The 22,495-nt window shown below is 50.6% G+C and carries 23 protein-coding genes and 2 tRNA genes; all 25 read left to right on the forward strand.

Going from position 1 to position 22,495, the window contains the following annotated elements:
• Positions 1 to 509: pyruvate, phosphate dikinase (locus tag NT140_02310; protein MCX5830719.1), on the forward strand; the 509-nt coding region annotated here is incomplete at its 5' end.
• Between the two features lie 90 nt (positions 510 to 599).
• Positions 600 to 932, forward strand: a complete 333-nt coding sequence (gene trxA, locus NT140_02315) for a thioredoxin (protein MCX5830720.1) — start codon at positions 600 to 602, stop codon at positions 930 to 932.
• Between the two features lie 96 nt (positions 933 to 1,028).
• The gene (locus NT140_02320) at positions 1,029 to 1,706 is read left to right on the forward strand and encodes an outer membrane protein assembly factor BamD (protein MCX5830721.1); all 678 of its coding nucleotides are present in this window, start codon (positions 1,029 to 1,031) and stop codon (positions 1,704 to 1,706) included.
• 18 nt (positions 1,707 to 1,724) lie between these two features.
• On the forward strand, positions 1,725 to 3,068 hold the full coding sequence (miaB, locus tag NT140_02325) for a tRNA (N6-isopentenyl adenosine(37)-C2)-methylthiotransferase MiaB (GenBank protein ID MCX5830722.1): 1,344 nt from the start codon (positions 1,725 to 1,727) through the stop codon (positions 3,066 to 3,068).
• Positions 3,059 to 3,559 carry a bifunctional nuclease family protein gene (locus NT140_02330; protein MCX5830723.1) on the forward strand — a complete coding sequence of 167 codons (501 nt, stop codon included), beginning with the start codon at positions 3,059 to 3,061 and terminating at the stop codon, positions 3,557 to 3,559. The genes miaB and NT140_02330 overlap by 10 nt, the downstream gene beginning before the upstream one ends.
• A gap of 6 nt (positions 3,560 to 3,565) precedes the next feature.
• Positions 3,566 to 4,534, forward strand: a complete 969-nt coding sequence (locus NT140_02335) for a tyrosine recombinase XerC (GenBank protein ID MCX5830724.1) — start codon at positions 3,566 to 3,568, stop codon at positions 4,532 to 4,534.
• A complete protein-coding gene (hslV, locus tag NT140_02340; GenBank protein MCX5830725.1) occupies positions 4,494 to 5,036 on the forward strand; it encodes an ATP-dependent protease subunit HslV in 543 nt (180 codons plus the stop codon). Before NT140_02335 ends, hslV begins: the two co-directional genes overlap by 41 nt.
• 33 nt (positions 5,037 to 5,069) lie before the next feature.
• Entirely contained in the window at positions 5,070 to 6,452 is a 1,383-nt protein-coding gene (hslU, locus tag NT140_02345; GenBank protein ID MCX5830726.1) for an ATP-dependent protease ATPase subunit HslU, read from the forward strand.
• Between the two features lie 14 nt (positions 6,453 to 6,466).
• Positions 6,467 to 7,354, forward strand: coding sequence for an acetylglutamate kinase (gene argB, locus NT140_02350; GenBank protein MCX5830727.1), 888 nt, complete (start codon positions 6,467 to 6,469; stop codon positions 7,352 to 7,354).
• A gap of 34 nt (positions 7,355 to 7,388) precedes the next feature.
• Entirely contained in the window at positions 7,389 to 8,579 is a 1,191-nt protein-coding gene (locus NT140_02355; protein ID MCX5830728.1) for an acetylornithine transaminase, read from the forward strand.
• Positions 8,576 to 9,496, forward strand: coding sequence for an ornithine carbamoyltransferase (gene argF / locus NT140_02360; protein MCX5830729.1), 921 nt, complete (start codon positions 8,576 to 8,578; stop codon positions 9,494 to 9,496). The genes NT140_02355 and argF overlap by 4 nt, the downstream gene beginning before the upstream one ends.
• Before the next feature lie 4 nt (positions 9,497 to 9,500).
• Positions 9,501 to 10,724, forward strand: coding sequence for an argininosuccinate synthase (locus tag NT140_02365; GenBank protein ID MCX5830730.1), 1,224 nt, complete (start codon positions 9,501 to 9,503; stop codon positions 10,722 to 10,724).
• 14 nt (positions 10,725 to 10,738) lie between these two features.
• Positions 10,739 to 12,145 carry an argininosuccinate lyase gene (gene argH / locus NT140_02370; GenBank protein ID MCX5830731.1) on the forward strand — a complete coding sequence of 469 codons (1,407 nt, stop codon included), beginning with the start codon at positions 10,739 to 10,741 and terminating at the stop codon, positions 12,143 to 12,145.
• 216 nt (positions 12,146 to 12,361) lie between these two features.
• A complete protein-coding gene (gene lysA / locus NT140_02375) occupies positions 12,362 to 13,618 on the forward strand; it encodes a diaminopimelate decarboxylase (protein ID MCX5830732.1) in 1,257 nt (418 codons plus the stop codon).
• Between the two features lie 23 nt (positions 13,619 to 13,641).
• Positions 13,642 to 14,526, forward strand: a complete 885-nt coding sequence (gene dapA, locus NT140_02380; protein MCX5830733.1) for a 4-hydroxy-tetrahydrodipicolinate synthase — start codon at positions 13,642 to 13,644, stop codon at positions 14,524 to 14,526.
• Between the two features lie 14 nt (positions 14,527 to 14,540).
• Complete coding sequence (gene dapB, locus NT140_02385; GenBank protein MCX5830734.1) at positions 14,541 to 15,350, forward strand: 4-hydroxy-tetrahydrodipicolinate reductase; 810 nt, start codon at positions 14,541 to 14,543, stop codon at positions 15,348 to 15,350.
• Complete coding sequence (gene folK, locus NT140_02390; GenBank protein MCX5830735.1) at positions 15,351 to 15,872, forward strand: 2-amino-4-hydroxy-6-hydroxymethyldihydropteridine diphosphokinase; 522 nt, start codon at positions 15,351 to 15,353, stop codon at positions 15,870 to 15,872. It abuts the gene before it with no gap.
• The gene (locus NT140_02395) at positions 15,872 to 16,138 is read left to right on the forward strand and encodes a YHS domain-containing protein (protein MCX5830736.1); all 267 of its coding nucleotides are present in this window, start codon (positions 15,872 to 15,874) and stop codon (positions 16,136 to 16,138) included. Before folK ends, NT140_02395 begins: the two co-directional genes overlap by 1 nt.
• 20 nt (positions 16,139 to 16,158) lie before the next feature.
• A complete protein-coding gene (gene fsa / locus NT140_02400) occupies positions 16,159 to 16,803 on the forward strand; it encodes a fructose-6-phosphate aldolase (protein MCX5830737.1) in 645 nt (214 codons plus the stop codon).
• A 35-nt stretch (positions 16,804 to 16,838) separates the two neighbouring features.
• Entirely contained in the window at positions 16,839 to 17,432 is a 594-nt protein-coding gene (gene pgsA / locus NT140_02405) for a CDP-diacylglycerol--glycerol-3-phosphate 3-phosphatidyltransferase (GenBank protein ID MCX5830738.1), read from the forward strand.
• 52 nt (positions 17,433 to 17,484) lie between these two features.
• A tRNA-Gly gene (locus tag NT140_02410) sits at positions 17,485 to 17,559 on the forward strand.
• A 9-nt stretch (positions 17,560 to 17,568) separates the two neighbouring features.
• A tRNA-Cys gene (locus NT140_02415) sits at positions 17,569 to 17,644 on the forward strand.
• 280 nt (positions 17,645 to 17,924) lie between these two features.
• On the forward strand, positions 17,925 to 20,174 hold the full coding sequence (locus tag NT140_02420) for a HEAT repeat domain-containing protein (GenBank protein MCX5830739.1): 2,250 nt from the start codon (positions 17,925 to 17,927) through the stop codon (positions 20,172 to 20,174).
• Positions 20,175 to 20,571: 397 nt separating this feature from the next.
• On the forward strand, positions 20,572 to 21,018 hold the full coding sequence (locus NT140_02425) for a DUF1285 domain-containing protein (GenBank protein MCX5830740.1): 447 nt from the start codon (positions 20,572 to 20,574) through the stop codon (positions 21,016 to 21,018).
• Between the two features lie 15 nt (positions 21,019 to 21,033).
• Complete coding sequence (guaB, locus tag NT140_02430) at positions 21,034 to 22,494, forward strand: IMP dehydrogenase (protein MCX5830741.1); 1,461 nt, start codon at positions 21,034 to 21,036, stop codon at positions 22,492 to 22,494.
• Position 22,495 lies beyond the last annotated feature (1 nt).

The raw sequence follows: 22,495 nt of genomic DNA on the forward strand, positions 1-22,495 counted from the left end.
TTACGAACCAGAGGGAACTCATCGTGGCGACGGCCGCAGAGGTTATGAAAAAGAAAGGCGTCACGATTGAATATCTAATCGGAACGATGATCGAGCTTCCCCGAGCTGCCGTTATTGCCGATCAGATCGCTAAAGAGGCCGAGTTCTTCTCCTTTGGCACGAACGATCTCACCCAGACCACCTACGGCTTCAGTCGTGATGATGCTGGTAAATTCATCAATTACTACCGGGACAATAATATCCTGGATAACGATCCCTTCCAGACTCTGGACGAAGAAGGAGTCGGTTATCTGGTCAAAATGGGAATTGAAAAGGGACGTAGCACGCGACCGTCCCTTAAAGTTGGCATCTGCGGTGAACACGGCGGAGATCCGGCGAGTGTTGAGTTCTGTCACAAGGCCGGATTAAACTATGTAAGCTGTTCTCCTTATCGGGTGCCTATCGCCAGACTCGCGGCGGCCCAGGCCAGGCTTAAGGAAAAAGGCATGGGGGCGCTGGTATCAAAATAGGAGCGAGCCCGGCGGCGCAGCGACGAATTGCATTTGACATCTTTTGTTACTATGTGACATAGCTATGCTTATCAGAATTAGGAGGCATTTATGGCCAAGAGCGAGTTTTTAGTACATTTAAATGACACCAATTATGAGGAACAGATAAGCAAATCTGACAAGCCTGTTCTGGTTGACTTCTGGGCTCCCTGGTGCGGACCATGCAAGGCCATTGGACCTCTCGTCGAAGAGATTTCCAATACTTATAAAGATCGCGCCGTGATCGCCAAGATAAATGTGGATGAGAGTCAGAAGGCGGCATCAGCCTATGGGGTAAGAAGCATCCCCACGCTTATCCTGTTCAAGGACGGCAAGATATTTGATACCATCATCGGCCTGGTGCCCAAAGAACGCCTGGAAGAATTAATTAATAAGGCACTTTGATCACTATATTAGTAAGTTAGAAATCGTATTCTGCGTATTTTTGCAGAATACGATTTCGTTAACGCACTTATCCCATTTTCGGGAAAGGGAATACCTGTGCAGACAAAAAAGTTATTTCTGATTGCGGCCTTGCTGCTCTTTATTTCAGGGTGTGCCTTGTGGAAAAGTAAGGATACTACCGAGAATAATCCGGAAGCCCTGTATAAGCGGGGATACGCTGATTACCAGAAAGGCCGTTACGAAAAGGCCATAGAAAATTTTCAAAGGCTGAAAGAAGAATATCCTCTCCATGAGCTCGCGCTGCGGGCCGAATTGGGTATCGCCGACTCGCATTTCAGCATGGAAGAATATGCCTTCGCGGAAATCGCCTACAATGACTTTGTAAATCTCCACCCCACTAATGAGGATCTTTCCTATGTTATGTATCAAATCGGGATCTGCCACTATAAACAGTTGTTAAGCATTGACCGGGATCAGTCCGAGACATGGAAGGCCTTGAAAGAATTTGAAAAGTTGATCGCCCGTTTTCCCACCAGCAAATTTTCCTTTCTGGCGGAAAAAAAGGTCAGGGAATGCAAAACCAGACTTGCCGAACATGAATATTACGTCGGTGAAATATATTTTAAAATGAAGCAATATAAAGCCGCCATGCTGCGTTTCGAGAACTTATCGAAAAACTATGTCAATCTTGGTCTTGATTACAAGGTAAAATTCATCATGGAGGAAACGAGAAAACAGTTGGCCAAGATGGAAGCAAAGGTCGGCACGAAGTAAACAGGGTAACGGCAAGGCTTGGAAAAGAAATATTATATTCAAACGTTCGGCTGCCAGATGAACGTTAATGACTCGGAACAAATCGCCGCTTTGCTGGCAAGTGCGGGATACGAAGCCACCGGCCAGGCCCAGAAAGCAGACGTGATTATCCTGAACACGTGCAGCATCAGAGAGAAGGCCGCTCAAAAAGTATATAGCCGACTCGGGCGTTTTAAAGATTATAAGCTTTCGAATCCGGATATCATCATCGCTGTTGGTGGTTGCCTCGCCCAACAGTGGGGAGAAAAGTTCTTTAAGAAGGCCCCTTGCCTGGACATTGTTTTCGGAACGCACAATATTCAGAACGTTCCCGAACTTATCAAGAGGGTGCAAAAATATTCCCGGCACATAACAGATACGGCTTTCGGCGTGGAAGGCAGGTTCGGTGGCAGGCTTTCCCGGACGGTGACTGGCCGGAGTAGCGCTTATGTCTCGATTATGCAGGGCTGCAATAATTTTTGCGCTTATTGTGTGGTCCCCTATTTACGAGGGCCGGAAGAGAGCCGGGAGTTTGCTGATATCGTCCGGGAAGTGGAAAATCTTGCGGCGCAGGGAGTCAAAGAAGTAATCCTGTTGGGGCAGAATGTCAACTCTTATGGCCAGACCCTGCGTATCAAGGCGGATTTTGCCTCATTGCTAAGGACCATAGCCGCAGTAGGAGGCATTGAAAGGATCAGATTTACCACCTCGCACCCTAAAGACATCTCGCCGGAACTGATTCGCTGTTTTGAGGAGGTTGATATCCTTTGCGAGCATATCCATCTGCCGGTACAGTCCGGTTCCGATAAGGTATTGCGGGATATGAACCGGCGTTATACCAAGGCAGACTATCTGCAAAAAGTGGCTGCCCTGAGGGCCGCTTGCCCGGATATCAGTATTACGTCCGATGTTATTGTCGGCTTCCCGGGCGAAACCGATGCCGATTTTGCAGAAACCATTGACTTGCTTGATAAAATCAGGTTTGATAATCTTTTTTCCTTTAAATATTCAGAGCGGGAAGGGACCGCCGCCGCGAAGTTTGACAATAAGGTCAGCGAACGGGTCAAAAGTGCCAGATTAAAGTCGTTACAGCTGCTTCAGGAACAGCATACCCTGGCTAAAAATCGGTCAATGCTGGGCAAGATATTGGATGTACTGGTGGAAAAGCGCAGTAAGGGCTCGGCAGGCGAGGTAATGGGGCGTACCCGGACCAACAAGATCGTAAACTTTGCAGGTGGCTCAGAACTGGTTGGCAAAACGCTTCCTGTTTTTATTACCCATGCCTACCAGCATTCGCTGCATGGAGAACTGCTGCAAGAAAGGGAGATAGAACGATGCTCATAGAGGTCAAGGTATCCGGCTTGACAATTGATCCTATTACCAACACCCCCATCGTGATTCTGAAAGATCTGGAAGAGAAAAAAGTGATCCCGATCTGGATCGGCATTTTTGAAGCCAGCGCCATTGCTACGGAATTGGAAAAAATTGCTTTTTCCCGTCCCATGACTCACGATCTGATCACGGAAATACTGCGGTCACTCTCAATTAGGGTAACGCGGGTCGAAATAAGTGATCTGAAGAATAATACCTTTTTCGCTAATATTTGTCTGCTGCATGGCAATGGCAACGTCATCGTTGATGCCCGCCCGAGCGATGCCATCGCCATTGCTTTGCGGTCTAATGCGCCTATCTACGTAGATGACAAGGTCATCAATATGTCACGGGACATAGATTTTGGCACCAAAATAACCGATATTGACAACATCAAGAAGGAACAGTTAAAGGAGTTTCTGGAAAATCTCTCTCCGGACGATTTCGGAAAATACAAGATGTAGCATTTAATGGAAAAGGACATTATTGATTTTGCCATCCACCTGGAAATAGAGAGAAATCTTTCTCTTCATACCAGGCAGGGGTACGTTGCCGATCTCAAACAGTTCCTCGCTTATCTGAAAACCACCGGTAAAGCGGCGGCCGACATTTGCCCGCGGAGCGCCGATGTGGATCAGATGATGATCCGTGGCTTCATGCGGTCGCTCTACCTGGTCAAGTTGAAAAGGGTCTCCATTGGCCGAAAATTGGCAGCCCTGAGAGCCTTCTTTAAATATATTTTGCGTGAAGGGCGAATAAATGTTAATCCGGCCCAACTTGTGCAGTCTCCCACGCCGGAAAAACATATACCAGGCATCCTGTCTGTAGATGAAGTGATCGCGGTTTTGAGTGTTCCTTTTAAAGACACGCCCTTGGGTCTTAGGGAAAGGGCGATCATGGAACTGTTTTATTCCACCGGCATTCGTCTGAGCGAGCTGGCCGGATTAAACACCGAAGATATAAATTATGCTCAGGGCTTGATAAAAATTCGCGGTAAAGGTAGGAAGGAACGGATTGTTCCAGTGGGTGGACCGGCGATGACGGCCATACAGGGCTATTTAAAGAGACGCGGCGAAATGTCAAAAAATAGAGTAATCGGCGGCCGAGACAACCCGCTTTTTCTTAATATCTCCGGTAAACGATTAACAGCCAGGAGCGTGGCGAGAGTGGTTGATCAGAGCATCGTACGCAGCGGGATCAATCGCAAGATCAGCCCGCATGCCTTAAGGCATTCTTTTGCCACGCACATGATGGATGCCGGCGCCGACCTGCGGGCAATCCAGGAACTGCTGGGGCATGAAAGCCTTTCCACAACTCAAAAATACACCGCTGTCAGTATCAGCCGGTTGATGGAGGTTTACGATAAGGCCCATCCCAAGGCTAAAGGAGCAGCAAGCAATGAAGATACGCGGGACAACGATTCTGGCTATCCGTCATAAGGGCAAGGTAGTAGTGGCCGGAGACGGCCAGGTAACGATGGACACCACGGTCATGAAACATCATGCCCGGAAGGTGCGGAGACTTTATCATAACGAGGTAGTTGTCGGCTTTGCCGGCGCTACGGCCGATGCCTTTACCCTTTTTGAGCGTTTTGATCAGAAATTGGAACAGTATAACGGCAATCTGGTCCGAGCCGCGGTTGAGCTTACCAAAGACTGGCGCACCGACCGGGTATTGAGGCATCTGGAGGCCTTGATGATCGCCGTCAGCAAGGATGCTTTTTTGATTATCTCCGGCAGCGGCGATGTCATCGAATCGGACGACGAAGTTATGGCCATCGGCTCGGGCGGTCCTTATGCCTTGGCGGCGGCCCGCGCCTTAGTCAGACATTCCGATCTGGCGGCGGCGGATATAGCTACTGAAGCTCTGAAGATTGCAGCGGAAATATGTATTTTTACGAATGACCAGATAACCATTGAAGAGCTTGATGTAACAGTCTGAATATTACTGGCTGCCGTCAGTTGAGGAGTTATTATGTCGGAAAATGGATTGACCCCCCGTGAGATTGTGGAGAGACTGGATAAGCATATTATCGGTCAGGGGGAAGCCAAGCGGGCGGTAGCCATCGCCTTGAGAAACCGTTGGCGACGCCAGAACGTGGTCAAGGAACTGGCCGAAGAAATATCGCCCAAAAACATCATCATGATCGGTCCCACCGGCGTCGGCAAGACCGAAATTGCGCGCCGGCTGGCAAAGCTCGACAATGCGCCGTTTTTAAAAATAGAAGCCTCGAAGTTCACGGAAGTCGGCTATGTTGGCCGGGACGTGGAATCCATGATTCGTGACCTGGTCGAACAGGCTGTTAACATGATCAAGTTGGAGGAGCAGGAAAATGTAAAGGCCCGGGCCGCCGAAATAGCCGAGGAACGCCTGCTTGATGTACTTTTGCCCCCCCACCCCGTAGAGAGGAAAGTTGAAGAATTGATGGATGGCCCGGAAGGAGGAGATGAGCCTCCGGAAGAAACGCTGCCCACCGATAACACGCGCGAGAAACTGCGTAATCTTCTCCACAATGGCAAGCTCGACAATCGCTTTGTGGAATTGGAAGTTGCCGAGGTGCGCGCGAGTCCCATGATCGAGATATTTACTTCCTCCGGCGTGGAGGATATGGGTCTCAACATCAAGGAGATGTTTGGCAATATCTTTCCCCAAAAGAAAAAAGCAAGACGACTGAAAGTACCTGAGGCGCTGGAAATATTGGCCCAGGAAGAAGCACAGAAACTCGTGGACATGGAAAAGGTGACGAAAACAGCCATCGAAAAGGTGGAGCAATCCGGCATTATCTTTCTGGATGAGATTGATAAGATCGTGGCCAGCGACTCGGCGCACGGTCCCGATGTTTCGCGTGAGGGCGTGCAACGGGATTTATTGCCAATCGTAGAAGGATCAAATGTCAATACCCGCTATGGGATGGTTAAAACAGACCATATACTTTTTATTGCCGCCGGGGCTTTTACCGCTTCCAAACCTTCCGACCTGATTCCGGAACTGCAGGGCCGCTTCCCGATCCGGGTCGAGTTGGACTCGCTCGGCAAAGAGGAATTCATCCGCATCCTGACGGAGCCCCGTAATGCGCTGATCAAACAGTATACGGAGATGATGGCCACGGAAGGGGTCACGATCGTCATCAATGAGGCGGCCATTGCCGAAATTGCGGAAGTGGCGGCCGTAGTTAACGAAAGAACGGAAAATATCGGCGCCCGCAGGCTTTACACGATCATGGAAACGCTGCTCGACGAAGTTTCCTTTGATGCCCCGGATCTGACCGAGAAGAATGTTGTCATTGACGCCCAGTATGTGAAAGACCGTCTGGACGACATTGTGGAAGATGAAGACTTGAGCCGTTACATTTTGTAGTATCGGAGTAGATCATGAATGATTTAAAAGAATCCATGGCGCGGGCGGATATTCTGCTCGAAGCGCTGCCCTATATCCGCCGGTTTTACAATAAGACTATCGTCATTAAATATGGCGGTCATGCCATGATTGACCAGGAGCTTAAGGATCTCTTCGCCCGTGATATTGTCATGATGAAATACATCGGCATTAATCCCGTGGTGGTGCACGGGGGCGGCCCGCAAATCGGCGCTTATCTCAAAAAAATGGGCAAGGATTCCCGATTTGTGCAAGGCATGCGGGTGACGGATGAGGAGACAATGGACATCGTAGAGATGGTTCTGGTCGGCAAGGTGAACAAAGAAATTACAGGGCTCATCAACCGTCATGGCGGGAAGGCGATCGGTCTTTCCGGAAAAGACGGCCAGTTGACACAAGCCGAAAAATATTATTTAAGCGCTGAAAAAGCCAAAGACACGCCGCCGGAGATAATTGATCTGGGACTGGTCGGTAAGGTTAAAAAAATCAATGCCGAATTGATCCTGACCCTGGAAAAGGAAGGATTTATCCCGGTTATTGCTCCTACGGGCGTCGGTGAGCAGGGTGAAACATATAACATCAACGCCGACTTGGTAGCCGGTGCAATAGCCGCTGCCCTGAAAGCAGAAAAATTGATCCTGCTGACGGACGTTGCCGGCGTACTCGACGTGCAGAGGGAGCTTATCAACACCTTGAACAATGACGCTGCCGAAGAAATGATCCGCTCCGGCGTCATCACCGGCGGTATGTATCCCAAGGTTAAATGCTGTCTCAAGGCGCTCAAGGGCGGGGTAAGGAAGACGCATATCATTGATGGTCGTCTGAAGCACGCCGTCATGCTCGAAATGTTTACTGATCAGGGCATCGGCACGGAAATTGTTTAGACATACATAAGCTAAGTCAAGAGGTCACAGACAAATGCCGACAGAAGAGACGATTAAGCAGGCAGACCTGGTTATCATGGGAACTTACAAGAGATTCCCCATCGTTCTGGTCAAGGGCCTGGGAACCAGGGTATGGGACAGTACGGGAAAGGAATATCTCGACCTCGTGGCGGGCATTGCCGTTTGCAACCTTGGTCATTCCCATCCGCGCGTCATTGAAGCCATTATCAAGCAGGTTGGGAACCTTACCCATGTATCCAACCTCTATTACATAGAACCGCAGATCCGTCTGGCCAAGCTTTTGGTGGATAACTCCTTTGCCGAGCGGGTGTTTTTCTGCAATAGCGGCGCCGAAGCGAACGAAGCGGCCATCAAATTAGCCAGAAAATTCGCCCATGAAAATTTGGACGGTAACAAATTTGAGTTAATCTGCATGCGCAACTCTTTTCACGGCCGCACCCTAGCCACCGTTGCGGCCACGGGGCAGGAAAAATTTCACAAGGGTTTTGAGCCTTTGCCGGAAGGATTCCGCTTTGTGCCCTATGATGATTTAGCCGCCCTGGAAGCGGCGATTGGCGACAAGACGTGCGGTGTGCTGCTGGAACCCATTCAGGGAGAAGGTGGCGTTATCATACCCTCCGCAGATTACCTGCGGGGGGTAAGGGACATCTGCGATCGCCATGGTCTCCTGATGATTCTGGACGAGGTACAGACCGGGATGGGACGTACGGGACGCTTTTTTGCCTACGAACAGACCGGCATCAAACCGGATATTCTTACCATGGCCAAGGCCTTGGGAAACGGGTTTCCGGTCGGGGCGATGCTGACCACGGACAAGGTTGCTGCGGCCTTTGTCCCGGGCAGCCATGCCTCGACATTCGGGGGCAATCCGCTGGCCATGGCGGCGGCATGTGCGGTGGTGGAGACACTTTTTCAGGAGGGGATTCTGGAAAATTGCCGTGCTATGGGTGCTTATTTTCTGGATCAATTAGCCGGGCTCATGCGGAAGTATAGTGCAATTAAGGCCATCCGGGGCAGGGGACTAATGGTGGCGATGGAGCTGCACGGCCCCGGAGAAGAAATTGTCTTGAAATGTCTTAAAAAGGGGCTCTTAATCAACTGCACGAACGGCAACATCCTCCGCTTTGTACCCCCTCTCATCATCAGTGCCGGTGATATTGACCAGGCGGTTGGAATATTGGACGAGGTCATGCACAAGATATGAGCAATCTTTTAAGCATTTATGATCTGGGACGGCGAGAGATTGACAATATTTTTTCCCAGGCGGCCCGGCTCAAGGATCTTCTGAAAAAGAGGGAGGCTTACCTGCCCCTGCAAGGCATGACCCTGGGCATGATTTTCGATAAAGCTTCGACGCGGACGAGGATTTCTTTTGAAGTCGGGATGTACCAATTAGGCGGACTGCCCATATTTTTAAGCAGTCGCGATACCCAGCTCGGCCGCGGCGAGGCTATTGCCGACACCGCCCGGATTATGTCGAGATATTTAAACGGGGTTATGATCAGGACTTATGATCACAAGACTATCGAAGAATTTGCCTCCTTTGCCACCATACCGGTTATCAACGGCTTGACGGATCTGCTCCACCCCTGTCAGGTATTGAGCGATCTTTTTACCCTGATCGAAAAAAGAGGCGGCTATGAAGGGATGAAAATTGCCTACATCGGGGATGGCAACAACATTGCCAACTCCTGGATAAATGCCGTCGTGCGCCTGCCTTTTTATTTATCCCTGGCCTGTCCGGAGGGATATGATCCTGATCAGGCCATATTGAAGCGGGGAATGGATGAGGCAGCCGGAAGAATCACTCTCTATCGTGATCCTCTTGCCGCTGTGGAAGATGCCGATGTCATCTACACGGACGTCTGGGCCAGCATGGGTCAGGAAGAGGAGCGAGAGGCCAGGGCCCGGGCTTTTCAAACCTTCCAGGTTAATCAGAACTTAATTTCTCACGCCCGGAAGGATGTCATCATCATGCACTGCCTGCCGGCGCACCGGGGAGAGGAAATTACCGCCGAGGTAATTGACGGCGAGCATTCCGTAATTATAGACCAGGCGGAAAACCGCCTGCACGTGCAGAAGGCTATTCTGGAAATATTGCTTAAGGATGGAGGTTATTGACATCGTGACAAGAGAAATAAAAAAAGTGGTGTTGGCCTATTCCGGTGGTCTGGACACATCGGTGATTTTGAAATGGCTTGTAGAAACATATGGTTGCGAAGTAATAGCTTTTGTCGCCGACGTCGGTCAGAAAGAGGAACTCGATGGGCTCGAAGACAAGGCGATGGCTACAGGGGCCAGCAAAATCTATATTGAGAATCTGCAGGAAGAATTTGTCCGGGATTTCGTATTTCCCGCCCTGCGCGCCAATGCGGTCTATGAAGGCACCTACCTGCTCGGCACTTCCTTGGCCAGGCCGCTCATCGCCAAAAGGCAGATCGAGATTGCGGCCCGGGAGGGCGCTGATGCCGTCTCCCACGGGGCGACCGGGAAGGGCAATGATCAGGTCCGATTCGAGCTTACCTACCTGGCGCTCAATCCCTATATAAAGATCATTGCCCCCTGGAGAGATGACAACTGGAAATTCACTTCCCGTGACGGGATGATTGATTATGCAAAGCAGCATAATATTCCCCTGACGACGACTAAAAGCAAGCCCTACAGCAGCGACCGGAATCTGCTGCATATTTCCCATGAGGGCGGTATCCTGGAAGATCCGTGGGCTGAACCGCAGGAAAACATGTTTATTACCACCGTGGCACCGGAGGCGGCACCCGATAAACCGGTTTATCTGGAGGTTGACTTTTTCCAGGGTAATCCAGTGTCTCTGACGGGTGAGCAGTTCAGCCCGGCCGCGCTCCTTGATCGTGTAAATGCCATCGCCGGAGCAAACGGCATCGGCAGGATTGATATGGTGGAAAATCGTTTCGTCGGGATGAAATCGCGCGGAGTTTATGAAACGCCGGGCGGCACGGTTCTCTGGATCGCCCATCGGGCTCTCGAATCCATCACCATGGACAGAGAGGTCATGTTTATGCGGGACGGACTAATCCCCAAATACGCCCAGCTTGCCTACAATGGATTCTGGTATGCGCCGGAGATGAACTTATTGCAGAATTTCATTGATAAAACGCAGGAAAATGTCACAGGCACAGTGCGCTTAAAGTTGTATAAGGGCAATTGCGTGGTAGTGGGCAGAAAATCGCCTCATTCCCTCTATCGTGAAGATTTTGCCACCTTCGATACGGACAAGGTTTACGATCAGAAGGACGCGACAGGATTTATCAAGCTAAACGCCCTGCGCTTAAGAATTCAGGCCCTGGGCGCAGGCGGGCGGGCGAAGGAATAAGAGTAGGCAGGTTTATGAAAAAGCAGGAAAAACCGTGGGGCGGACGTTTTGGCAAGCAGACCGACAAGCAAGTGGAAACGTTCACGGCCTCCATCCAATTCGATAAACGTCTGTATCGCCATGATATCGAGGGGAGTATCGCCCATGCCACGATGCTGGCCAGGCAGGGCATTATCTCCCGCAGCGAGGGTGATGCTATCAACCGTGCCTTGAAAGATATCCGGCAAGACTTGGAAAAGGGCCATTTTATCTTCCAGGCCGGCGATGAAGACATCCACATGGCGATTGAAAAGGCCCTGATTGACAGGATCGGCGAGACCGGCGGCAAACTGCATACCGGCCGCAGCAGAAATGACCAGGTGGCCCTCGATATGCGCCTCTACCTGAGAGATGAAAATGATCAAGTAATCGGCTTGCTGAGGGAATTGAAGCACACCTTTTTGATGCTTGCCCAACAGGAGATTCAGACGATCATGCCGGGCTATACGCATCTGCAAAAGGCGCAGCCGGTGTTGCTGGCCCATTATCTGCTGGCCTACTGGGAAATGCTGAACCGGGATGAAGCGCGCCTTACCGACAGCCGGCAGCGCATTAATGTTATGCCTTTAGGCTCTGCCGCCCTGGCCGGAACAGGTCTGCCCATTGACCGGAAATATACGGCCAGCCTGCTGAATTTCCCGGCAATTTCTCAAAACAGCATGGATGCCGTCTCGGATCGCGACTTCATCATTGAGTTCATTGCCGCCGCCGCCGTGATCATGATGCATTTGAGCCGCTTTGCTGAAGACATGATCCTGTGGTCAACGGACGAGTTTCGTTTTGTGGAAATTGACGATGCGTTTACTACCGGCAGCAGCATCATGCCCCAGAAGAAAAATCCCGACGTGGCCGAGCTGTTGCGTGGGAAGACCGCACGTGTTTACGGCCATTTGATGACCTTGTTAACGCTGCTGAAGGGTCTGCCCATGACCTACAACAGGGATCTTCAGGAAGACAAGGAGCCATTTTTCGATACCGTTGATACGGTCAAGGCCTGTCTCCAAATTCTCAATTCCATGCTCCCCAGCCTGACCTTCAATCGGGAAAAAATGCACGCAGACGCATCAGGCGGGTTTTCCACGGCGACCGATGTGGCGGAATATCTCGTTAAGAAGGGTGTGCCTTTTCGGTCGGCCCACGCGGTAGTCGGAAAATTAGTAGCCTACTGCCTCAAGAAAAAGAAGGTAATGGAAGCATTGACGATGGAGGAGTTTCGCAGCTTCCAGCCGGAATTTCAGGAAGATATCTACCGATGCCTGACCGTGGAAAGCGCCGTTAATGTTCGGAACATCACGGGAGGCACCTCTTTACAGGCCGTGCGCAAAAGGATAAATGGCCTTTCTAAACGTGGTCAAGGGAAATTGAATGCCTCCAAGCTTTAAGCATCTTATTTTATGCTCTGTTCCGGTTATTTCATTATTTTTTACGATTTCATTGTCAAGTTGCGGCAAGATTGGCGATCCTATCCCTCCGGCTAATGTAAATTCGTCGGCCAAAACTGATATGACGTTACGAGTCGAGCAGAAGAGCGATTGTCTAGACTATTGCAGAGATGAATCAAATATGCCAGAAAAGAGCTTCCGGAAAAAGGACTGAACATGGATTATTTTCACTATGTGAATGAAGACCTCTGGTGTGAAGATGTGCCGCTGGCAAAGGTTGCGGAAGAAGTCGGCACCCCTTTTTATCTTTACAGTTACCGAACACTAAACCATCACTTTAAGGTTTTTGACGAGTCGTTCGCCGATATACCTCATTTAGTTTGTTTTGCGGCCAAGGCTAACTCCAACATGGCCATTTTAAAGATATTTGCGCATTTAGGGGGCGGCGTAGATATCGTCTCGGGAGGCGAACTCTACCGCGCGCTGCTGGCCGGCGTAGATCCGCGCAAAATTGTTTACTCCGGCGTCGGGAAGAAAACTGAAGAGATAGAATTGGCCTTGCGTAGCAACATCCTGATGTTTAATGTAGAATCAGCTCAGGAACTGGAGGTTATCAATGCCTGTGCGGGAAGACTGAAGAAAAGAGCGGGGATTGCCTTACGGGTCAATCCGGATGTTGATGCCCAGACCCATCCGCACATATCCACGGGACTTAAGGAAAATAAATTCGGGATTGATGTGGAGGTCGCCTTAAAACAGTATCTGTGGGCCTCAACTTGCGAGAACCTGGAAATAAAAGGCATTAGTTGTCATATCGGCTCCCAGATTACCAAACTGTCCCCTTTTTTGGATGCCTTCGGCGAAGTAAAGAAACTGCTCCGCCTGCTGCAGGCTGAAGGTATTGCCATTAAATACATTGATTTAGGTGGCGGCCTCGGGATTCGTTATAATCGGGAAGAACCGCCCCATCCGTCCGACTATGCCAAGGCCCTGATGGCCGTAAAAAATGAATTGGATTGCACATTTATTTTTGAGCCGGGCCGTGTTATCGTAGGCAACGCGGGGATAATGGTGACCAAGGTGCTTTACACCAAAGAGAATATCGAGAAGAATTTTATTATCGTTGACGCCGGGATGAACGACCTCGTGCGCCCGAGCCTTTACAATTCCTATCACGATATCAGGCCCGTAAGGAAAAGGAGTGCCGAAGAAGCAGTGGCCGATGTCGTCGGTCCGATTTGCGAATCCGGCGATTTTCTTACGAAAGGACGGCTGCTGCCGAGGTTTGAACGCGGTGAACTAATGGCCGTGATGAGCGCTGGCGCCTATGGCTTTAGCATGTCTTCAAATTATAATTCCCGGCCCCGGGTCGCTGAAGTACTGGTAAAAAACGACCGGTATTTCATCATCCGCAAACGGGAAGATTATACCGACCTTGTCCGGGGGGAAGAATCGCCGGATTTATTTAGTTAAATAATACAGTTCAAGGAGGTTATATGTTCAAGGGAGCAATTGTCGCGTTAGTGACGCCATTCAAGAAGGGCAGGGTGGATGAAGAGGCGCTGCGGGCGTTGATTGAAATGCAGATCAGTAATGGCACGGACGGCATTGTGCCCTGCGGGACAACCGGCGAATCGGCCACGCTGTCGCATGAAGAACACGACCGGGTCATCGAAATTACCATTGAGGCGGTGAGGAAACGCGTACCGGTGATTGCCGGGACCGGTTCCAACAGCACTGCGGAGGCGCTGAGACTGACGAGACATGCCCATGAAGCCGGCGCCGATGGGGTATTAATGGTTACCCCCTACTATAACAAACCAACGCAGGAGGGGCTCTACCAGCATTTTCAGGCCATTGCCGCAGAGGTCCCTATCCCCGTCATCCTCTATAACGTCCCTGGTCGCACAGGCGGTAATCTTCTGCCGGAAACGGTCTTGCGCCTGGCGAGCGTGCCGAACATCGTGGGCATTAAGGAAGCCTCCGGTTCACTTAAACAAATCATGGATGTGATCCATTTGTGTCCCGATGATTTCAGCGTCTTGTCCGGTGATGATGCGGTGGCGCTGCCTGTCCTGGCGATGGGCGGCAGCGGCGTGATTTCAGTGTTCGCAAACGTGGCGCCGGCCGATATGGCAGGTATGATTGACGCCTATCAGGCAGGTGATATGGCCAAGGCGCGCAAGATGCATTATCGGATGCTTCCGCTCATGGATGCTCTTTTTATCGAAACAAACCCCATCCCGGTAAAGGCGGCGCTGGCCATGATGGGGTTGATTGATTATGAATTCAGGCTGCCACTCTGCCGGCTGTCACAAACTAATGAAGATAAATTACGCAATATATTGACGGCTTATGGACTGCTTAAGAGCAACGGTTAAGGATGGGTAATATTATGCTGAGAGCCATTGTAACGGGCGCCGGTGGTAAGATGGGCGGGAGAATAATTTCTCTTATTCATGCCACCGATGGTATAGAGCTGGTGGGGGCGGTGGAGCAACCGGGCCACCCAGCAGCCGGCAAAGACGCGGGCGAGAATCTCGGCCTGGGCCGCATCGGCGTGTCAATTTCAACCGATTTGCAGGTCTGTATCCCCCATGGCGATGTTGTGATTGATTTTACATCCCACGAGGCGTCCCTGTGCCATCTGGAAATTGCTGCGGCTCATAGCCGGGCTATGGTGATCGGCAGTACGGGATTTACTGCTGACGAGCTGAAAAAAGCGTCGGAATTTGCCCGCCGTGCATCATGCGTATTATCGCCGAACATGAGCGTCGGCGTTAATGTAATGTTTAAGGTTCTGGCCTATGTAGCCGGTATTCTTGGCGACGACTATGATGTGGAAATCATGGAAGCCCATCACCATTTAAAAAAAGATGCGCCCAGCGGCACCGCCATGAAGATGGCCGAAATTGTTGCTGCCAGCCTGGGGCGCGACCTGGATAAAGTTGGTGTGTTTAGCCGTCATGGCATTATCGGGCCAAGATCGAAGACCGAGATCGGCGTCCAGACCCTGAGGGCCGGCGACATAGTTGGCGATCACACGGTGATGTTTGGCGGCAATGGGGAAAGACTGGAATTCATCCACCGCGCCCATAGTCGAGATAATTTTGCTCAGGGGGCCATCCGCGCTGCGAAGTGGGTAGTGGGACAGAAACCAGGCCTCTACGATATGCAGGATGTGTTGGGATTACGAGAGACATAATTGACCCAATCGGCAAGCGGCATCATAAGTTTTATAGGCTTGGGCTCCAATATGGGGAAGCCTCTGGACCGTTGCCGGGAAGCAATTGAATATCTCAAGATAATCAAGGGGTCGCAAGTATTGCGCTGCTCCTCTTTTTATCGAACCGAGCCGGTGGGCTTTGTAGAACAGGAGTGGTTTATTAATGCCGTCATCGAAATAAGAACGTCGCTTGCAGTCCAAGAGCTAATGCAGGAACTACAGGCGATTGAGGGGCGGATGGGGCGGCAGAAACGTGTCAAATGGGGGCCAAGAATTATTGATCTGGACGTACTGCTTTATGGCCAGGAAGTCATTCAAACCGATATCCTGACTGTACCTCACCCTGAACTGCACAAGCGGCGCTTCGTGCTGGGGCCGCTTTACGAGATTGCTCCTTACGCAATTCACCCGGCTTTCGGCGTCTCGGTGGCCGGGCTGATGGAAAGATTGGCCGACAAAAGCAAAGTAGAAAGAGTTAATGAAGAAAAGATGGTAATTTAATGCGTTTTATTATTATCATGCTCTTGACTTACCTTGCCTACAAGTTCCTTAAGGGATTGTTCGCAACGAAAGGCAATCAGCAGCGGCATGTGCCCGGGCAGCCGGGGCGGGGGGCAAGCGGTGAGGACCTGGTAGAAGACCCTCACTGTCACACTTATATCCCGCTCAGCAATGCCTTAAAAACTTCTGTAGAGGGCAAAGACGTTTACTTTTGCAGCAAAAAGTGTCTGGAAGAATTTAAGGCAATACAGGAAAATAGAACCTAACCAAGATGACTGGAGGTCACATGAAGTTTTTTATTGATACGGCCAATATCAAGGAAATCAAAGATGGTATAAACCTGGGTATGGTTGATGGCGTTACCACCAACCCTTCGCTGATAGCGAGAGAAAATAAGAGTTTTGAGGCCGTGATCAAAGAAATCCTGGCCGTCGTCAGCGGACCCGTCAGTCTGGAAGTAATCAGCCTGGAAACGGAGGGCATGGTTGAAGAGGGAAAAAAGCTGGCTGCCCTGGGAAGCAATGTCGTCGTGAAAGTGCCCATGACCATGGAAGGCCTGAAGGCCACCAAGATATTTGCCGCGACCGGCATTGCCGTGAACCAGACCTTGATTTTTTCTCCCCTGCAGGCCCTGATGGCCGCCAAGGCCGGCGCCGCCTACGTAAGCCCTTTTGTGGGAAGGCTGGATGACATTGCCCATGACGGCATGGAACTCGTGGAACAAATCCTGACAATTTTTGAAAATTACAATCTGGAGACCGAGGTTATCGTGGCCAGCGTCAGGCATCCGCGTCATGTCCTGGATGCCGCCATGATGGGCGCTCATGTGGCAACCATCCCCTTCAAGGTTATCACCCAGTTAGCCAATCACCCCTTGACGGATAAGGGCATTGAGGCATTTCTGGCCGATTGGAAAAAAGTTCCCGTTTGAGCGGGAAAAGGGCCCGCTTTTTTATGATAGACTACATGAAAAAATATTTTGACCGGATGGCAACTCCCACGGACCAGGGAACCGTGGTTATAAACTTGCCCAACGCCGTGACTATCCTCAGGATATGCATCATCCCGGTGCTTTTTTTTCTGCTTTTCGACCCTGATCGCATTTGGAGTCTTATCATCGCCGTCCTGTTCATTATGGCGGCCCTGACCGACCTGCTAGACGGGTATTTAGCCAGAAGGTATCATATTGTCACCAATATCGGTAAGTTTCTGGATCCCATCGCTGACAAGATTATCGTTAATACGGCAATGATCCTCATGATACCGATCGGGCGCATCCCGGCCTGGATCGTTGCCATCATTATCATCAGGGATTTCATCATAGACGGAATCAGAACCATTGCCACTTCTGAAGGCCTGATCATTGCTGCCAGCAAGCTCGGAAAGCGCAAGACACTGTGCCAGATTTTCGCCCTGTCGGCCCTTATCATCCACTATCCTTTCCTCGGGGCCAGTGCCCATGTCGTCGGGATGGTTGTTCTTTACGTCGCCCTATGGCTGACAATCCACTCCGGTATAGACTATATGCTGACGTTCTACCGCCACTCCAATAAAAGATAAATTCCTGTTGACAAATTGGTTTTATTTGTTATAGTTCGCGCCGTAAATCCGAGCGGGCGTAACTCAGTGGTAGAGTGCCACCTTGCCAAGGTGGACGTCGACGGTTCAAATCCGTTCGCCCGCTCCAAATATAACCGGCGGCATAGCCAAGTGGCTAAGGCAGCGGTCTGCAAAACCGTTATTCATGAGTTCAAGTCTCATTGCCGCCTCCATATAGAATCAAGGACTTAGACACATTCTCTAAGTTCTTTTTTTGTCTGGTTGCGCTTGGGTTGCATGTGGTTGCGTGTCCAGTGCATGTAAAGCTATACTACAATAATTACAATATATTACATTCTTTTCGCTCCTGCGAGAGCTGACTACCTTATATCAAATATCCGGGAAGACCACATAACAATTGATTTCCCTGTGCTTTTATGACATATCTCGCGAGACGAGTGTGCAGCTATAAAGCATATCAAAGTGTGGACCCGTTGACCGGAGGGAGCAATCATGAATCAGGATATCCAGCCAAGAGTAGCGGAGGCTATCGTCATTATTAACAAAGCCACCAAGAATCTGCGTCTTTACCCCCCTTCCAGTGCCATTGTCGTTAATACCATTGACAAGCTGCAAGAGGTATTCCTGGATATTTTCGCCCAAGAGACGTCGCTGGATTTTGCCGAAGCGGAAAAACAACTCCTTGTCGGCGGTGAAGCTCTGCCCCCCAAAGAACAGGTACTGCTGCAGGTTGTTTCCTTCGTGGACTTGCTGATCAATTTCTCCCTCAAGAGTATCACGTTTCAAAAAGGGATGAGCCGGGAAGAGCTTATCGCTTTTCTGGGGCTTATAGTGCAACCGCCCGTGAGTGGAAACCAGGGCGACGCCCTCCAGGCGGCATTAGCGGAGAAACAGGTTACCCATATAATACTGAACCAGAAAGTATATATTGCCAAGGATCAGGATAATCAGCTGCTGGCCAGTCTTGACATCAAAGATGACGAGATAGTCAAGTATATGGCGGAGGCCTACCCTGACGAGGATTTTGATATCGAGAAAATCCGGGGGATGGTCCAGGACGACGCTTGGGTATCGAACATTTTTCAATCCGGGATGAAGCAGATCATGAAGGATCAGGGGGTAGTGAGCAGCAATCTGCTGACGCAAAGCATGATGCGCCTGTTCGCTGTCCTGGATAAAGTTACCAGCCTTCTGGACCAGGAAAAAATCTGCCGTCTGATCGCCAAGTCAATTGCGGACCTGGATCCGGAAATGATCAGCCAGATCCTGAGCCAGGATATGGATCGTATTTTCGGCGGGGGACTGTTTCAGCAGGTCATTGACCAGTTGAGTGATGAGAAAATAGAACAGGTGGCCCTGCAGATGCAGGTTACTGATCAGGAACATAGCTTGGTGGGCAGCGCTGACCGGCAATCCAGGGATGATGCTTATCAACGCCTGTTGACTACGGAAAAAGGCGGGGAGATGCAACGTAAAGTTGCTGCCCGCCAATTGGCGGAACTTACTGAGCAGGAGCGGGAGAAAATTATACTCCATGAGCAGGTTCAGCAGATAATTAAAGGCAGTGACGACCAGTTCTTGCAAAGCGAGTGGATGACGTCCTTGCCAGGTATCGTTACCAGGATTCTGGATGTTGGGGAGCAGCGCCTGGCGGATGACCTTGTCGAAAGGATCGTGCGCGGACTTGCCAGCGACGCCCAGAATGTGCGCAATGAGGCGGCGATTGCGCTTGTCGAAGTTACAGCCCCCTTTACTGCGGAAGGGCAGTTGGCGCATATCGAGAGAAATTCCGGGGCCCTCGTAGAATGGATCAGACGGGAAATGACCGCCTCCTTGGCCTATCGGAAAATCTGCTCCTGGCTTAAGGACCTCTCGCAGGATTTAATTCTTCGGGGGAGTTTTACCGAGGCCATTCCGATTCTGGAAGTCTTTAATCGTATCCACTACGGTCTGCTGGATAAGAATGACACTATAAATACCATTGCTGGCGACATAATCAGGGAGCTGGCCTCAGGAGAACTGCTTACCATCCTTTTTGACGAATTTGAAAATAACAGGCAGAACAAGCAGTTCGAAGCCGGACTGGTACTCGTGCGTCTGGAGGAGATCCCCCTCAATCGCTTATTGGATATCCTGCGGGAAAATGAAGACAGCAACAAACGGGTGCGGATATTACAGGTTATCGCCGACATCGGCCTGATGGCGGTGCCGGTTATCCGTGAGCGGCTCCAGGGCGATGAACCATGGTATTATGTGCGGAATCTGGCCTATCTGATGGGCAAGGTTGGCGCGGAGACCACTGCTGATGTCCTTCAGCCGCTGTTGCTTCATAAGAATGGCCGGGTCCGCGAGGAGGCATTGAAAAGCCTGCACCGGACAGGAGGCAATAACCGGGGTCCTTTGATGATGTCGGCATTGCCAACGGCCGATGATGAATTCAAGCTGAACATCATCGAGTCGCTGGGTTCGATAAAATATGTCGAAGCAGTGCCTGCCCTCCTGGATATTCTCAAGGAGAGGCCATTAGTTGCCTCTGTCCACCGTATTGAGCTGGAGGAAAAAATCTGTACCGTCTTGGGAAAAATCGGATCAGGCAACGCATTGCCGGTTTTAAAAGAAATCAGCCAGCCCAAGTTTTTCTTCTTGAACAAATATCCGGGAAATGTGCGCAAAGCTGCCACAAGGGCATTAGTGGCTATTGAGGCCAGGGCAGATGACGAAGCCCGCAAGGTCCGTCGCTGAATCCGGCGGCCAGGGAGGAGATATTATGCTATGTCCTTAACAAGCCTCTGTCTTTGCCGTAGGTCATGACTCGCTAATTGTTTGTGAAGAACACACCTTTAATACTTGACTCAAATCAGTTAGCCCTTGGAAGATTTTTTGTATGCCGTCCATAATAAGCGACCTCATACCTTCTTCAATAGCAATTATCCTTAGTTCATCAACAGTAGCCCTTTTTTTAATGGCTTTTTTCAGGTTTGGTGTACCGACCGCTATTTCATGAAGGCCAAAACGTCCTCGATTTCCTTAATAAGTCCTGACCGCGGCACAGAAAATACTTGTGGCAAATAAGTATTCTTGTTAGCATGCAATGCGTTGAAAGGGGCTTCGTTTGCGAGCGGTTTTGCAGAGGGTGAATATGAGGTCGGATATCAGGATTGATAAAGAAGGCGTCTGGTATTACCGTGGCGCGGAAATGTTCCGGAAAGATATAGTGCAATCGCTGTATCAACATTTAAAACGGGATCCGGACGGCAGGTATCGCATCGAAATAGGGGAGGACCGGGCTGATGTGGATGTTGAAGATACACCCTATGTGGTTAAGTCCGTATCCTGTATTTTCACGGAGGGTAAGGGAAAAGACGTCATTAATCTGCACATGCCTGATGACAGTATGGATGAGCTTGATCCTTCAACGTTGCGCGTCGGCGCCGATAATGCCCTTTATGGGATTATGGCCGGTATAGGCATGGAGGCCCGCTTTTCCCGGTCCAGCTATTATCAGTTAGCCGAACATATCGAGTTTGAAGCCGGGCTTGACAAATATTATATTTGCCTGAACAGTCATCGTTATTATATAGGATAATCGGAGGTGTTTTACATGTTAAACGATAATGTAGAGATGGCCTTGACTTTTGACGATCTGCTCCTTGTTCCGGCAGCTTCCGCTGTCTTGCCGAAGGATGTGGACACGAGTACGGTGCTTACCAACAATATCTCCCTCAATATACCGATCGTCAGCGCCGCCATGGACACGGTTACGGAATCGGGCACGGCCATCTGCCTGGCGCAGGAAGGCGGTATAGGCATCATCCATCGCAACATGAGCATTCCCAGGCAGGTTACGGAGGTAGATAAGGTAAAGAAATCGGAGAGCGGCATGGTTGTGCATCCGATTACGATCGGTCCGGATCAGCGGGTGTGCGACGCCTTGGAACTGATGACTAAGTACCACATTTCCGGGGTGCCGGTGGTGAAGAATAGCCGCCTCGTAGGCATCCTGACCAACCGGGATCTGCGATTTGAAACCAATCTGGAGCAGCCGGTGGCTAATGTGATGACGAAAGACAATTTGGTAACCGTTTCTTCATCCATCTCTCTGGAGGAGTCCAAGAAATTGCTGCATCAGCACCGGATTGAAAAACTGCTCGTAGTAGATGATGATTATAACTTGAAAGGTCTGATTACCATCAAGGATATTGAGAAAATAAAGAAGTATCCCCACGCCTGCAAGGATTCATTCGGCCGCTTGAGGGTAGGGGCCGCCGTTGGCATCCTGGACCGGGAAGAACGTGTGGAGGCTTTAATGGCGGCCGGTGTGGACGTGATTGTTATAGACACTTCGCATGGACATTCCGCGGCGGTGATAGAGGCCGTGCGCCTGACCAAGTCAACCTTTCCCAATTGCGAGTTAATCGCCGGCAACGTGGCTACCGCCGAGGGAGCGGCAGCCCTTATCGAGGCCGGTGTAGATGCGATCAAGGTTGGCGTTGGACCGGGCTCGATCTGCACCACCAGAATAATCGCCGGCGTCGGCGTGCCACAGATGACCGCTATTATGGAGGTCTGCAAGGTTGCAGTAAAGCACAACATTCCCGTTATTGCCGATGGCGGCATCAAGTATTCCGGTGACATTGTCAAGGCCCTGGCCGCCGGGGCGCATACCGTCATGATTGGCGGCCTCTTTGCCGGCACCGAGGAAACTCCCGGGGAAACAATTCTTTATCAGGGGCGCAGTTACAAGGTTTACCGCGGCATGGGCTCCCTGGAGGCCATGAAATTGGGCAGCAGGGACAGATATTATCAGGATGATATTGAAAGCAGCCTGAAAACCGTGCCCGAAGGAATCGAAGGCAGGGTGCCTTTCCGCGGTTCTTTAGCCGCGAGCGTTTTCCAACTGATCGGCGGACTCAAGGCCGGTATGGGATATGTCGGATGTACCACAATACTGGAACTCCGTGAAAAATCGAAATTTGTCAAGATTACCGCGGCCGGCCTCAAGGAAAGTCATGTTCATGACGTCATCATCACCAAGGAAGCGCCGAATTACTGGGTTGACTAAT

The sequence above is a fragment of the Deltaproteobacteria bacterium genome, from assembly GCA_026388415.1.
Classification (GTDB): Bacteria; Desulfobacterota; Syntrophia; order Syntrophales; family JACQWR01; genus JAPLJV01.

What these genes read in the sequence shown, in the direction of transcription:
- trxA (MCX5830720.1), top strand. Translation starts at nt 600, where the DNA reads ATGGCCAAGAGCGAGTTTTTAGTACATTTAAATGACACCAATTATGAG.
- NT140_02330 (MCX5830723.1), top strand. Translation starts at nt 3,059, where the DNA reads ATGCTCATAGAGGTCAAGGTATCCGGCTTGACAATTGATCCTATTACC.
- NT140_02335 (MCX5830724.1), top strand. Translation starts at nt 3,566, where the DNA reads ATGGAAAAGGACATTATTGATTTTGCCATCCACCTGGAAATAGAGAGA.
- hslV (MCX5830725.1), top strand. Translation starts at nt 4,494, where the DNA reads ATGAAGATACGCGGGACAACGATTCTGGCTATCCGTCATAAGGGCAAG.
- hslU (MCX5830726.1), top strand. Translation starts at nt 5,070, where the DNA reads ATGTCGGAAAATGGATTGACCCCCCGTGAGATTGTGGAGAGACTGGAT.
- argB (MCX5830727.1), top strand. Translation starts at nt 6,467, where the DNA reads ATGAATGATTTAAAAGAATCCATGGCGCGGGCGGATATTCTGCTCGAA.
- NT140_02355 (MCX5830728.1), top strand. Translation starts at nt 7,389, where the DNA reads ATGCCGACAGAAGAGACGATTAAGCAGGCAGACCTGGTTATCATGGGA.
- argF (MCX5830729.1), top strand. Translation starts at nt 8,576, where the DNA reads ATGAGCAATCTTTTAAGCATTTATGATCTGGGACGGCGAGAGATTGAC.
- argH (MCX5830731.1), top strand. Translation starts at nt 10,739, where the DNA reads ATGAAAAAGCAGGAAAAACCGTGGGGCGGACGTTTTGGCAAGCAGACC.
- lysA (MCX5830732.1), top strand. Translation starts at nt 12,362, where the DNA reads ATGGATTATTTTCACTATGTGAATGAAGACCTCTGGTGTGAAGATGTG.
- dapA (MCX5830733.1), top strand. Translation starts at nt 13,642, where the DNA reads ATGTTCAAGGGAGCAATTGTCGCGTTAGTGACGCCATTCAAGAAGGGC.
- dapB (MCX5830734.1), top strand. Translation starts at nt 14,541, where the DNA reads ATGCTGAGAGCCATTGTAACGGGCGCCGGTGGTAAGATGGGCGGGAGA.
- NT140_02395 (MCX5830736.1), top strand. Translation starts at nt 15,872, where the DNA reads ATGCGTTTTATTATTATCATGCTCTTGACTTACCTTGCCTACAAGTTC.
- fsa (MCX5830737.1), top strand. Translation starts at nt 16,159, where the DNA reads ATGAAGTTTTTTATTGATACGGCCAATATCAAGGAAATCAAAGATGGT.
- pgsA (MCX5830738.1), top strand. Translation starts at nt 16,839, where the DNA reads ATGAAAAAATATTTTGACCGGATGGCAACTCCCACGGACCAGGGAACC.
- NT140_02420 (MCX5830739.1), top strand. Translation starts at nt 17,925, where the DNA reads ATGAATCAGGATATCCAGCCAAGAGTAGCGGAGGCTATCGTCATTATT.
- NT140_02425 (MCX5830740.1), top strand. Translation starts at nt 20,572, where the DNA reads ATGAGGTCGGATATCAGGATTGATAAAGAAGGCGTCTGGTATTACCGT.
- guaB (MCX5830741.1), top strand. Translation starts at nt 21,034, where the DNA reads ATGTTAAACGATAATGTAGAGATGGCCTTGACTTTTGACGATCTGCTC.